Origin of the sequence: Duganella sp. CF458, from assembly GCF_900113115.1 — a bacterium.
GTDB lineage: Bacteria > Pseudomonadota > Gammaproteobacteria > Burkholderiales > Burkholderiaceae_D > Rugamonas.
Genome location: NZ_FOOF01000001.1, coordinates 375,708 through 389,277, shown reverse-complemented (window position 1 = coordinate 389,277; position 13,570 = coordinate 375,708). Strand labels below are relative to the sequence as shown.

Sequence of the window (13,570 nt, the reverse complement as noted above, 5' to 3'; positions counted from 1 at the left end):
GCGTCGTTGACGTTGAGCAACATATTTATTTGCCAAGTCCCTTTTGATAGGTAAAATTTCGCCGCAACTCCCGGTTGCGGAAATTTTAATGACACGAAAGGGCTGAGATGAGATTCCGAGTTGGATTGCTGGTTGCCGTTGCCGCAGCATTCCTGGGCGGCTGCGCCACCACGCCTCAAGCACCGGTATCGATGCCATACAGGCCGTTTGCGGAACCGGGCCTGCGCATCGGCGTCGCGATGAGCCAGTTGCCCAAGGTCGAAACCAGCTTTCCCGGTGCCGAGTGGCCGCTGTGCCGCGCGGCCGCCGCGCTGGCCAACGCCAAGCTGACGGCCCACACCCGCACGTTGCCGGCGGACGAGCTGGCCGGCCTGAAGGACGACATTGCCGACGTGCTCAAGCGGAAGCGACAGGTAGCGGTCGTGATCGACGAGCCGATTGCCGTGGACCAGCTGCCCAAAGCGAGCGGCACTGCGCGCAATGCGCCTGCCAGGGATTATGCTTCGCTCAAGGCGCGCTACCAGTTGGATAAGTTGCTGGTGGTGGAGGTGACGGAAGTGGGCATCAGCCGTCCCTATTCTTCGTACATTCCCATCGGCGAACCGAAGGGAATCGTCAACGCCACCACCTATATGATCGACTTCAGGGACAACTCCTACGATTGGTACGTGCCGGTGGTGCAGCAAAAGAGCGCGCAGGGCGACTGGGATGAGGCGCCGGCTTTCCCTGGCTTGAGCAATGCCTATTTCCAGGCGATCGAAGCGGCCCGCCAGGCCATCCTGCAGCCGCTGGCGAACTAAACATGGCCCGACATCACTTCATTACGCTGGCTTTGCTGCTGGCTTGCATGCCGGCCGCGCAGGCGCTCGAACCGGCGCCGGCCGATGCGGCCTGGTCGCTCAGTTTGCCGGCCAGGGAAAACGTCGACTTCCGCGGCCAGGTCAATTTTGACAAGGCGGGACAGGAGCCTGGCACCATGTTGTACCCGACGCCAGGCCTGGCCGGTTTTATCGTGGCCTTGGCCACGCACGCCGCCGTGGTCAAGGGCCAGATGAAAGAGCAGCGCAGCGAGATCGAAGCGGATGCGGAGCGGATCCTGGTGCCTTTCCGGAAGACGCTGGAGACCTTCAGCCATGGCGAACTGGCTGAGCGGGCCTTTCCGGCGGCATCGGGCGTGCCCTGGCTCGGTAGCGGTGGCCGGCCGCAGTCAGGATGGCTGATTGCCAGTTCACCGGTGTTTTACATGACGCAGGACCAGAGTGCGCTGATCGTCGACAATACCGTGTCCGTGTTCCAGGCGGGCAGCCAGCAGCCGGTCTACAGCAATACGGTGCGGGTCGTGTCGCGCGCCGTCGAGGTGGAGAACGAGGCCGTATTCTGGCTGTGGAATGGCGGGGCGCGGTTGCGCGAGACGAGCGCCGCGCTGTTCCGCGCCTCAGTCGAAATCGCGCGAGCGCATGCGCTGGCGCCCGCGGCAGCGGCGGCCGGCGGCCAGCGCACTTTCCGCTACCTGGAAGGCAAGAGCGACGCGGTCGAGCGCGCCGAGCCGATCAGCGAGCACTGCGGCCGGGCGCTGGTCAGGAATTTGCGGGGCTGGTTGATGTCGATCCCGCTCAAGCGCGCGCGCCCGGCAGCGCCCGGCTGCGAGGCGCCAGCGCTGTAGCCAGCCCGAGCGGGCGCAATCAGCAAATATGCAACAGCGGATGTAACCAAAAGGTTCAAGCGCGAACAGGGATTCCGGTGGCCCGGCGGCTGGCGCCGCCTGCGCCCAGGGTCCAGGAGGACGCCCGGAGCGCCGCCGCGCAGCAGTGTAAACCGCTGGTGGCTGCCTACGTTGCGTCCCTGGGCCGATTCCAGGAATTGTACTTGTCAATCATAGAAGGCATTTGTGCCACGTATTGACACGAAAGTCTCTGCGTAACATTCTTTCGATTCACAATTCACATTTTCCCGGAGGCTGAATGACTGAGGTCGGTTTGTCTCCTTCATCGCACGCTATGCTGGCCCTGCGCGACCAAGTGATCGGGGCCTGGTGCCAGGCGGCGCGGCAGACGCTGTGCAAGGCCGGCGAGCTGCCCGATCCGATCTTGCTGAACACCTTGCCGACTTTCTACGAGCACCTGGCGCGCCTGCTGACGCACGAGTATTACCAGGCCAGCGGGGTCGACGTGGCGGTGATCGCCCAGGAGCATGGCGGCGAACGGGCGCGCCTGAGCGGCTACGACACCACTACCCTGATCCGCGAATACCAGTTGTTCCGGCAAGTGCTGTTCAAAATGCTGCACCAGGGCGGCGTGTCGCTGACGCATGAGCAGCACGAAGCGATTGCCACCTCGATCGACAGCGCCATCCGCGAAAGCGTGACGGCGTTTGCGCTGATCCAGTCGGCCCTGCGCGAGCAGTTCATCGCGGCGCTGACCCACGATTTGCGCACGCCGCTATCGACTGTCAGCGTGGCGGCGCAAGTGATCGAGTCCAAGGCGCCGAGCGAGGATATCCGCCGGCTGGCCGAGCGCATCGTGGTGAACGCGCAGCGCATCGAGACCATGACGCGCGACCTGCTTGATTGCATGGTGTTCGAAGGCGGCCAGCGCCTGCCATTGCACCTGGAGGAGTTCGACCTGGCCCTGTTGGCCTATGAGGTCGCGCAGCAGACCATGGAGCGCAGCATGGTGCAGGTGCAGGTGAAGTTCGAATCGGCGGTGGGGCATTGGTGCCGTGCCTCGCTGCAGCGGGCGCTGGAGAACTTGCTGGGCAATGCCATCAAATACCGCGCACCAGCCACCCCGATCCTGGTATCGGTGGAGAGCCGCGGCCAGCGCGTGCAATTATCGGTGCATAACGAAGGCGAGCAGATTCCGCCGGAAGAGCTGGAATCGATCTTCCAGGTCTATCGCCGCGCGCGCGGCGGCAAATGCACCAAGGACGGCTGGGGCGTCGGGCTGCCGTATGCGCGCCGGGTGGCCGAGAGCCACGGCGGCAGCATCATCGTCACCAGTTCGGCGGCGCTGGGCACCACCTTCCGCATCGACATCCCGATGGACGCGCGGCCTTTCAGCGGCGCGCCGGTGGCCGGCTAGCGCACTGGATGAAATAGCCCGCTCCGTATAGAATCCCCGGCAAATCTTATCAATTTGTCTAAGGGGAGCCGGATGAAGCGCATCTGGAATCTGCTCGTACGCGTCGCCGCCACCGTTTTCGGCAGTGTGTCCTGGTCTCCTCCCGCATGGCTGCGCGGCATCGGGCAGCGCTTGTTGCCGCTGCGCGCCTGGGCCGGGCGCCATCTGCGCGTGATGGCGGCGCTGGCCGTGGTGATGGTGGCCGCGCTGGCCGCCTCCCCCTATCTCAAGAACCGCATGCCCTATCTCAAGCCGGACAAGGTCGCCTCCAGCGATGCCGGCGTGCGCATCGTTGCCCCCGGCCGCACCGAACTGGAAAACGAGGGGCTGCCGCAGCCGCTGCGCATTGAATTCAGCGCATCGGCCGCACCGCTGGCGCGGGTCGGGCGCGAGGCGACGGACCTGCAGCTGTCGCCTGCGATCGCCGGCAAATGGACCTGGAACAGCGACCATGAACTGTCGTTCCAGCCGGCCCAGGATTGGCCGGTCGGCCAGAAGTTCACGCTCAGGTTCGGCCCCAAGGCGCTGGCCGCCCAGGTCAGGACGGACAAGGAATACGCCTTCGAAACCGCGCGCTTTGCCGTCACGCTTGCCAATGGCGAGTTTTACCAGGACCCCACCCAGTTCAACCTGCGCAAGGGCGTGTTCGAGGTGAAGTTCACGCACCCGGTGGCGCCGGCCGAATTCGAAAAGCGCATGCGCATGGAGCTCGATGGCAAGCCGGTCAAATTTACGCTGACCTACGATAAGTGGAAAGTCGGCGCCACCGTCCAGTCCGAGCCGCTGGCCATTCCGCAGGACACGGCGGCGCTCACGCTGCGTATCGATGCCGGCGTGCGGGCTCAGCGCGGCGGCGATGGTACGCCCGAAGAAATTGCCAAGGCGGTGTCGGTACCCGGCCTGTTCGGGCTGGAAGTGCAGGCGATCGAGACGCAGATCGTCACCGGCCAGACCGGCGACATGGAAAACGTGCTGCGCATCGCCACCGGCATGTCGGTCACCGAAAAGGAGGCGGCGCGCACGGTCAGCGCCTGGGCGCTGCCGGCGGCCAGCAATGAAACGAAGAGCTGGGACGATCCGGCCGAGGTCACCGAGGCAGTGCTGAAAAACGCCAGGCGCCTGGCGTTGACGGCGTTGCCGCAGGAGCGCGACAACAGCGAGCTGCATGCCTTCAAGTTTGACGCCGAGCCGGGCAGCTTCATGTTCGTGCGCATCGCAGCAGGAATGAAGTCGGTCGGCGGCTACCAGCTCGGCCAGAAACGGGAAGCGATCCTGCAGGTGAAGGCCTCGGCGCCGGAATTGTCCATCATGGGCAGCGGTGCGCTGCTGGCGCTGAATGGCGAACGCAAGCTGCCGATCATGGTGCGCGATATCCCGGGCGTGAAGATCGAGATCGGCCGCGTGCTGCCGCACCAGTTGCATTTTTTGGCGACGCATTCGGCCGGCAGCTACGCCAGGCCTGAGTTCTACCAGGGCCTGGCGCCGGACAGCCTGACCGAGCGCTTCGAGAAGAAGCTGCCGTTGCAACTGGCGCCCGGCAAGACGCATTTCGAGACCATCGATTTCGCGGAGTACCTGAAAACCGACGGCGGCGAGCGGCGCGGCATTTTCCTGGTCAAGATCAATGGCTACGACCCGTCCAGGTCGGACGACGGCCGGCCGCCTGCCGCGCAATACAACCAGGAAGAGGGCGCGGGCGAGGGCATGCCGGAGGAGCAGTACGACGGCGAAGCGGGCGCGCTGTCGGACAGCCGCCTGATCATGCTGACCGACCTCGGCCTGGTCAGCAAGCGCGCGCTCGACGGCTCGCAGCAGGTGTACGTGCAGTCCATCGCCGGCGGCACGCCGGTGGCTGGCGCCACGGTCGAAGTCTGGGGCCGCAACGGCCTGGTGCTGCATAGCCAGGCCACCGATGCCGGCGGCACGGTGCGCCTGCCGGACTTGCGCGGCTACACCCGCGAAAAGCAGGCGGTGCTGCTGGTGGTGAAGAAGGCCGGCGATACCGCCTTCATGGCGTTGAACCGCAACGACCGCGCGCTGGACATGTCGCGTTTCGACGTGGGCGGCACCCATAGCGGCGGCCTGCCGAACCAGATGCGCGCCTACCTGTTCTCGGACCGCGGCATCTACCGCCCCGGCGACACGATCCAGGCCGGTATCATCGTCAAGAGCGGCGACTGGAGCCAGAACCTGAAGGACCTGCCGGTGGAAGCCGAGGTGGTCGATGCGCGCGGCCAGACCGTGCGGCGCGAAAAGCTCAAGCTGGGCCCGGCCGGGATGGCGGAAATCGCCCACCCCACGCTCGATAGCGCGCCAACCGGCAACTACACGATTTACCTGAACCTGCCGCGCGATGGGGCGCAGGGGGAAGCGCTGCGGCTGGGCTCCACTACCGTCAAGGTGCAGGAATTCCTGCCCGACCGCACCAAGGTCGCGCTCAAGCTGTCGGCCGATGCCGGCGAGGGCTGGATCAGCCCGCAGTCGCTGACGGCGCAGATGAATGTGCAGAACCTGTTCGGCACGCCGGCGCCCAACCGCAAGGTGGAGGCGGTGGTGACCCTGGCGCCGGCCTATCCGGCTTTTGCGTCCTGGCCGGGCTACAGCTTCTACGATCCGCAGCGCGCCAAGGAGCGCTTCAGCGACACCATCGCGGACCAGAAGACCGACGACAAGGGCGATGCCAGTTTCGACCTTGGGCTGCACCGCTACCAGTCCGCCACCTACCAGTTGCACGTGCTGGCCAAGGCCTTTGAACCGGAGGGCGGCCGCAGCGTCAGCGCGGAAGTGCAGGCGCTGGTGTCCGACGCGCCCTACCTGGTCGGCTACAAGGCCGATGGCGACCTCAATTACATCAACCGCGGTGCGGCGCGCGGCGTGCACCTGATCGCGATCGATCCGAAAGCGCGCAAGATGGCCGTCCCGGGCCTGACGCTGGAGCGCTACGAGAACCGCGTGCTGTCGGTGCTGGTCAAGCAGGCCAATGGCCTGTTCAAGTACGAGTCGCGCGGCAAGGACGTGCTGCTGAAGAGCGAGCCGTTTGCCATTGCGGCCGCCGGCGCGCAGCTGGTGCCGGCCACCGATACGCCGGGCAACTTCACCTATGTACTGAAAAATGCCCAGGGCGCGGCGCTGGCCCAGTTCCGCTACAGCGTGGCCGGCACCGGTAACGTCACGCGCAGCCTGGACCGCAACGCCGAGCTGCAGCTGACCTTGAACAAAAAGGATTACCAGCCCGGCGAGGAGATCGAGATCAGCGTGCGCGCGCCATACACCGGTTCCGGCCTGATCACCATCGAGCGCGACAAGGTGTATGCCTACAAGTGGTTCAAGGCCGACAAGAACGCCTCGGTGCAGAAGATCACGCTGCCCAAGGACTATGACGGCAACGGCTACGTGATGGTGCAGTTCACGCGCGACCCCTCGTCCGACGAAATTTACATGAGCCCCCTGAGCTATGGGGTGGCGCCGTTTGCCACCAGCCTGGAACGGCGCACCACCCGCTTCGCGCTGAAGGCGCCGGCGCTGGTCAAGCCGGGGCAGACGGTGCAATTCCACCTCGATTCGGCCAAGCCGGTGCGGGCCGTGGTGTTCGCGGTCGATGAAGGCATCCTGCAGGTGGCGCGCTACCAGACGCCCAACCCGCTGCAGTACTTCTTCCAGAAGCGCGCGCTGGAAGTGACGACGGCGCAGACGCTGGACCAGATCCTGCCGGAGTTCCGCAAGCTGATGCAGGGGGCGGCCCCCGGCGGCGACGCCGACAGCGAAGCTGGCAAGCACCTCAATCCGTTCAAGCGCAAGCGCGACAAGCCGGTAGCCTATTGGTCGGGCATCGTGGACGTGCAGGGTGGCCGCGATTTCAGCTACACGGTGCCGGAATACTTCAACGGCAGCCTGCGTGTGATGGCGGTGGCGGTGGACGATACGTCGGCTGCCGCGGCCAGTGCCAGGACCACGGTGCGCGGCGACATCGTGCTGCTGCCGAACGTGCCGGTGGCGCTGACGCCGGGCGACGAGGCGGAAGTGGGGATCGGCGTGGCCAACAACGTCAAGGGTTCGGGCAGGGGCGCCCCCGTGGCGCTCACGCTGCAGGTGGCGCCGGCGCTGGAGGTGCTCGGCAAGAGCCAGGTGACGCTGGCCATCAACGAAGGCGGCGAGGCGACCGCACGCTTCCGCGTACGTGCCCGCAGCGGCGCCCAGGCGCAACTCGGGTCGGCCAGCGTGGTATTCAACGCGCAATACCAGGAGCGCAAGGCCAGGCTGTCGACCGACCTGTCGGTACGGCCGGCATCGGCGCTGGTCACTCTGGTGCAGAGCGGCCGCTTCAAGGGCGGCGGTGAAATCGCGGCGCAAGGCCAGTTCTATCCGCAGATGCAGCGCAGCGAACTGTCGGTGTCGGCCACGCCGTGGTCGTTGGCCTCGGGCATGCTGCGCTACCTGCAGGAGTACCCGTACGGCTGCACCGAGCAGATGGTCAGCCAGATGATGCCGACGGTACTGCTGGCCAACCGGCCGGATCTCGCCAAGGAATTGCAGGCGGCCAAGGCCGCTGGCGGCGCGGCGATCGATCCGAAGAAAGGCTTCGAGCGCACGCTGGCCGTGCTGCGCTCGCGCCAGACCGGCGATGGCGGCTTTGGCCTGTATGCGCCGGGCGAGTCGGCGCATCCATTTGCCACTGTGTATGCGGCGCAGATGCTGCTGGAAGCGCGCGAACACAAGCTGCAGGTGCCGGAGGACATGCTGGCGCGTTCGCTGGCCTGGCTGCAGAACTACGCCGCGCGCGGCAGCGATGACCGTTACAGCTGGCGCACCCGCGCCCAGGCGGCCTACCTGCTGACCCGCAGCGGCGCGGTGACGACGGCGGCGCTGGTGAACCTGCGTGGCGCGACGCCCAAGGATGCGCGTGCAGGGCAGGCGGCCGATGTCGACATCGGCAACGGCTACCTGGCGGCCAGCTACCAGATCCTGAAGCAGGACCAGGTGGCGGGACAGCTGATCGACCCGCTGTGGAAAGACATGCTGGCGCGGCTGGCGAAGAAGGAACAGTTCAAGAGCTGGGGCTGGTATTACGACCCGCTGGTGCATGACGCCACGCTGGTGACCCTGGTGGCGCGCCACTTCCCGAACCGGCTCAATGAATTGCCGCCGGAAGTGTTCGACCGCCTGGCAGCCTGGATGAGCGAAGGCTGGTACAGCAGCCTGTCGTCGGCCGCCGTGGTGACGGCCGTCGATGCCTACAGCAACGCGGCCGCCAACGGCGCCGCCGGCGCCATCACGGCCAGGGCGATCGACCGCCAGGGCAAGGAAAAGGCGCTGGAACTGGGCGCGTTGAAGCTGATCGCCAAGGCGGCGGTGCCGGCCGATGCCGCGCGGCTCAAGATCGGCAGCAGCGGCGGCCTGCCGCTCTACTACTCGCTGGCGGAGACCGGCTTCGAGCGCAATATTCCCGCCACGGCCGCTTCCAACGGCATCGAAATCATCCGCGAATTCGTCGATGGCGCAGGCAAGCCTTTGGCGGAAGTCACGCTGGGCGATGAAGTGACGGTGCGGGTGCGGGTGCGTGCCGTCGGCCGCAGCGAAGTGCAGCAGGTGGCCCTGGTGGACGTGCTGCCGGGCGGCCTGGAACCTGTGCTGAGCAGCCCCTCGGACGAAGACTCCGACGCGCCGCTGTGGCAGCGCCGGGTCGGCACCAAGGGCTGGAGCTGGAACGTCGATTATGTCGACATGCGCGAAGACCGCGTGATCATTTTCGGCAACGTGGGCAGCAGCCAGACCGAGATCACCTACAAGGTGCGCGCCACCAACGTCGGCGAATTCGTGGTGCCGGGCGCATTCGGCGAAGCGATGTACGAGCGCAAGGTGTTCGGCCGCTCGGCCGGCTCCAGGCTCGCGATCCGGGACCGCAAATAATGTGGCCAGGGCGGCAAGGCCTGCGCGCCCTGGCCGGCGCCTGTGCGCTGGCCATGCTTGCATTACGCGTCTGGCCGCATGAGCCTTTGCTGGCCGGCCAGGCCTGGTCGCACGCCGTGCATGCCAGCGGCGGCGAGCTCCTGCGCCTGACGTTGGCGGCGGACCAGCAGTTCCGCCTGCCGTTGCGGTTGGCGGACATGCCGGCCGCGCTGCCGGAATCGGTGCTGCTGTATGAAGACCGCTGGTTCTACTGGCATCCCGGCGTCAACCCGCTGGCGCTGGTGCGCAGCGCCTGGGCCAGCGCCACCGGCACGCGGCGCCAGGGCGGCTCCACCATCACCATGCAGCTGGCGCGCCGCCTGTACGGCATCGACAGCCGCAGCGTGGGCGGCAAGCTGCAGCAAGCCGCGGCCGCGCTGTGGATCGAAGCGCGCTACAGCAAACGCGACATCCTGGAAGCCTACCTCAACCTCGCGCCCTACGGCGGCAATGTGGAAGGCGTGGGGGCGGCCAGCGTGGTCTACTTCCGCAAGAGCGCCGGCGCACTGGTGCTGCCGGAGATGCTGGCGCTGGCGGTCATCCCGCAGAACCCGCGCCAGCGGCTGGCGGGCGTTGCGGCCCCGCTCGCGCTGCGTGCCGCGCGCGCCCGCCTGTGGCAGCTCTGGCAGGAGCGCCATCCGGACGACCGCCGCTGGCAGGCCGACATGCAGCTCGCCCTGCACACGCAAGGCAAGGGCAGCCTGCCGTTCCTGGCGCCGCACCTGGTGGACCTGCTGTTGCGCGAACAGCAGCAGGCGCAGGATGTGCAGGGCGTCATCGATTCCAGCCTCGATTTGCGCGCGCAGCGCGTGCTGGAGCGCGTCATCGGCGATTACCTGCGCTCGCGCGCCGAGACCGGCGTGGTCAACGCCAGCGCCATGCTGGTGGACAGCGCCACCATGCAGGTGCGGGCGCTGGTGGGTTCGGCCGATTACGGCAACGCTGCGATTGCCGGGCAAGTCAACGGCACCCTGGGACGCCGTTCGCCCGGCTCCACCCTCAAGCCCTTCATCTACGGCCTGGCGCTGGACCAGGGCCTGCTGCACCCGAAAACAGTGCTGCGCGACACGCCGTCCGCCTTTGGCGCCTTCACGCCGGAAAATTTCGATGGCCGCTTCGCGGGGCCGCTGCCGGCGGAAGACGCCTTGATCCGCAGCCGCAACGTGCCCGCCGTCGCCGTGGCGGCCAGGCTGTCGCGCCCCGACCTTTACGACTTCCTGCAGCAGGCCGGCGTGGCGCACATGGACACGCGCGAGCATTACGGCCTGGCGCTGGTGCTGGGCGGCGGCGAGGTATCGATGGAAGAACTGGTGCAGATGTATGCCATGCTGGCCAACGGTGGCCAGTGGCGTCCCGTCACCTATCGCGGCGCGGCGGCGCCGGAGCAGCAGCGCCGGCTGCTCAGCGAGGAGGCCGCCTACATCACGCTCGACATGCTGCGCCGCAATCCGCGCCCCGACACCGCCGTCCCCGGCCAGCCGGCGATCGCCTGGAAGACCGGCACCTCATGGGGCTTTCGCGACGCCTGGACGGCCGGCGTGTTCGGCCGCTATGCGCTGGTGGTCTGGCTGGGCAATTTCGACGGCGCCGGCAACCCGGCGCTGGTAGGCGTCGACATGGCCGCGCCGCTGTTCCTGCGCATGGTCGACGCCTTGCGCGCCGAACGGCTCGACCCTGGTCCGGTGCCGCGCGCGCTGCCGGCCGACCTGCGCCTGGTCGACGTCTGCGCCGCCAGCGGCGACCTGCCGGACCAGGCCTGCCCGCGTGTCGTGCCTTCCTGGTTCATCGCCGGCAAATCGCCGATCAAGCGCAGCACGCTGCACCGCCAGGTCTGGATCGACAAGGACAAGGGAACGCTGGCTTGCCGGCAGGGGCCAAATACGGTGGCCAGGACGGTCGAAGCCTGGTCTTCCGACGTGCAGCAGCTGATGCGCCAGGCCGGGCTGCCCTTGCGCGACAGCAGTGCCTGCGGTCCGACCGATACCGACAGCGCGCCGCGCATCCTGCAACCGCTGCGCGGGGTGCGCCACCTGCTGCGCGCGGCGCACCCCGAACCGATCCTGCTGGTCGCGCAGGCGGCGGGCGAGGTGCGTGAATTGTTCTGGTTTGTCGATGGCGCCCTGGTGGGGCGCGCCGCGCCCGGCGCAACCCTGGCCTGGAAGCCGTCCGGCCCCGGCCACTACACAGTGCGCGTGGCCGACGGCAACGGCCACGCCGACACGCGCGAAATCGACATCGACCTGGTGCCTTGAGCTTAGATGATGAAAGTCGGGGTCAGCTCTGGCAATCGGACATTTCGCTTGCGAAATGTCCGATTGCCAGAGCTGACCCCGACTTTTTAAATGGAAGCGAAGACTTTTTTGGCGGCGGCGATGGTGGCGTCGATCACGGCGTCGTCGTGCTGGGCGCTGACGAAGCCGGCTTCGAAGGCGGCGGGGGCGAAGTAGACGCCTTCGTCCAGCATCTTGTGGAAGAACAGGTTGAACTTGTCGCGGTCGCCGGCCATCATTTCAGCGTAGTTGTTGGGCGGGGTGGCGCTGAAGTAGAGGCCGAACATGCCGCCTTCGGCATCGGCGCAGAAGGTCACGCCGGCTTCTTTCGCCGCGGCGGTCAGGCCGTCGGCCAGGCGGCGTGCGCTGCGGGCCAATCCTTGGTAGAAGCCCGGCTGCTGGATCAGCTTCAAGGTGGTCATGCCCGCTGCCACCGCCACCGGGTTGCCGGACAGGGTGCCGGCCTGGTACACCGCGCCCACCGGCGACATCTGCGACATCAGTTCTTTGGAGCCGCCAAAGGCCGCTACCGGCAGGCCGCCGCCGATCACCTTGCCCAGCGCGGTCAGGTCGGGCTTGATGCCGTACAGTTCCTGCGCGCCGCCCAGGCCGACGCGGAAGCCGCACATCACTTCGTCGAAGATCAGGATGGCGCCGTGCTGGGTGCACAGCTCGCGCAGCGCGCCCAGGAATTCCGGGCTGCCCTTGATCAGGTTCATATTGCCGGCTACCGGTTCCACGATGACGCAGGCGATCTGGTCGCCGAATTCGGCAAACGCGGCGCGGATTGCCGCCACGTTGTTGTAGTCCAGCACCAGGGTGTGCTTGACGAAGTCTTCCGGCACGCCGGCCGAGGTCGGGTTGCCGAAGGTGAGCAGGCCGCTGCCGGCCTTCACCAGCAGGGAGTCGGCGTGGCCGTGGTAGCAGCCTTCGAACTTGACGATCTTGTCGCGGCCGGTGGCGCCGCGCGCCAGGCGCAGTGCGCTCATGGTCGCTTCGGTGCCGGACGAGACCAGGCGTACCTGCTCGATCGAAGGCAGCAGGCGGCAGATCTCTTCCGCCATCTCGATTTCCGCTTCGGTCGGGGCGCCGAAAGACAGGCCGCGCGTGGCGGCGTCCTGCACTGCCTTTACCACTTCAGGATGGGCGTGGCCGACGATGGCCGGGCCCCAGGAGCCGATGTAGTCGATATAGCGCTTGCCGTCCGCATCCCAGAAGTAAGGGCCTTCGGCACGGGTGATGAAGCGCGGCGTGCCGCCCACGGAGCGGAAGGCGCGCACCGGCGAGTTGACGCCGCCCGGGGTGGATTTCTGGGCGCGCTCGAACAGGATGTCGTTTTTCGAAGTAGTCATAGCTTGAAGAAGCGATTGGGGACAAAGCGCCCCATGCCATAGCGTTGGGCATGGAGCAGGGTCTGGTAGGTGTATTGCTCGGCGCGCTCGACCGCTTCCGGCACGGCCAGGCCGTGCGCCAGCCAGGCGGCGATGGCGGCCGACAAGGTGCCGCCGGCGCCCACGAAGGGGCCCGGCAGGTGCTGCCATTTATCGTGGCGCAGCACGCCGTCGGCGCTGTACAGGGTATTGGCGCGCTGGCCGCTGCCGGCATTGGTGCCGGTCACCAGCACGTATTCGCAACCGAGGTCGATCAGGTGTTCGGCGTCGTCGGCCATGGTTTCGCCGTTGCCCAGCTCGCGCCAGGTTTCGGCCATGCGCGCCAGTTCGACTTCGGACAGCATCAGCAGCGTGCCCTGCGGCACCAGCAGCTGGCGCAGCACGGTCAGCAGTTCTTCGGGATCGTCTTCGTCGCCCGGCGGCGGCAGCTGGCTGCCGAAGGGGTCGAGCACCAGCGGCGCATCGGGGTAATCGGAGACGATTTCGGCCAGGGTGGAGACATGTTCCAGGTGGTCCAGCGCGCCGACCTTGAAGGCTTGCACCGGCACGTCTTCCAGCACCATGCGGGCCTGGTCGGCCACCCAGTCGGGATCGACGTGCTGCTGGTCTTCGACGCGCGCGCTGTCGCCGACCAGCAGGGCGGTGGTGGCGGCCAGGCCGCGGCAACCCAGGGCATGGAACACGGCCAGGTCGGCATGCACGCCAACCGCACCGACCGGATCGGCCACGCCAAATGTCAGGATCAAGGGAGATGTTTGGTTTTGCACGGCGGGTAGATTAAGATACCTAATTCAGCATTTTACTTGATTAGAAGGTGACTCAACGTGAGCAGCAATGAACCAAG

7 protein-coding genes are annotated in these 13,570 nt (G+C 66.8%); 5 read left to right on the top strand and 2 right to left on the bottom strand.

From position 1 onward, the window contains the following. The first annotated feature begins 107 nt into the window (after positions 1-107). The 5 genes from BM269_RS01710 (at position 108) to pbpC (ending at position 11,317) form a co-directional block, all read left to right on the top strand. Positions 108-800 carry a hypothetical protein gene (locus tag BM269_RS01710; RefSeq protein ID WP_139232643.1) on the top strand — a complete coding sequence of 231 codons (693 nt, stop codon included), beginning with the start codon at positions 108-110 and terminating at the stop codon, positions 798-800. A 2-nt stretch (positions 801-802) separates the two neighbouring features. Then, positions 803-1,663, top strand: coding sequence for a hypothetical protein (locus BM269_RS01705; RefSeq protein ID WP_090435029.1), 861 nt, complete (start codon positions 803-805; stop codon positions 1,661-1,663). Between the two features lie 298 nt (positions 1,664-1,961). After that, positions 1,962-3,080: a sensor histidine kinase gene (locus tag BM269_RS01700; RefSeq protein ID WP_090435026.1), complete on the top strand. Its 1,119-nt coding sequence runs from the start codon at positions 1,962-1,964 to the stop codon at positions 3,078-3,080. A 72-nt stretch (positions 3,081-3,152) separates the two neighbouring features. Continuing rightward, the gene (locus BM269_RS01695; protein WP_090435023.1) at positions 3,153-9,026 is read left to right on the top strand and encodes an alpha-2-macroglobulin family protein; all 5,874 of its coding nucleotides are present in this window, start codon (positions 3,153-3,155) and stop codon (positions 9,024-9,026) included. Then, the gene (gene pbpC, locus BM269_RS01690; protein WP_090435020.1) at positions 9,026-11,317 is read left to right on the top strand and encodes a penicillin-binding protein 1C; all 2,292 of its coding nucleotides are present in this window, start codon (positions 9,026-9,028) and stop codon (positions 11,315-11,317) included. The genes BM269_RS01695 and pbpC overlap by 1 nt, the downstream gene beginning before the upstream one ends. 86 nt (positions 11,318-11,403) lie before the next feature. Here the strand turns inward: pbpC and hemL are convergent, their stop codons facing one another. After that, complete coding sequence (hemL, locus tag BM269_RS01685) at positions 11,404-12,687, bottom strand: glutamate-1-semialdehyde 2,1-aminomutase (RefSeq protein WP_090435017.1); 1,284 nt, start codon at positions 12,685-12,687, stop codon at positions 11,404-11,406. Continuing rightward, entirely contained in the window at positions 12,684-13,493 is an 810-nt protein-coding gene (locus tag BM269_RS01680) for a bifunctional hydroxymethylpyrimidine kinase/phosphomethylpyrimidine kinase (protein ID WP_090435014.1), read from the bottom strand. The genes hemL and BM269_RS01680 overlap by 4 nt, the downstream gene beginning before the upstream one ends. Between the last annotated feature and the right edge of the window lie 77 nt (positions 13,494-13,570).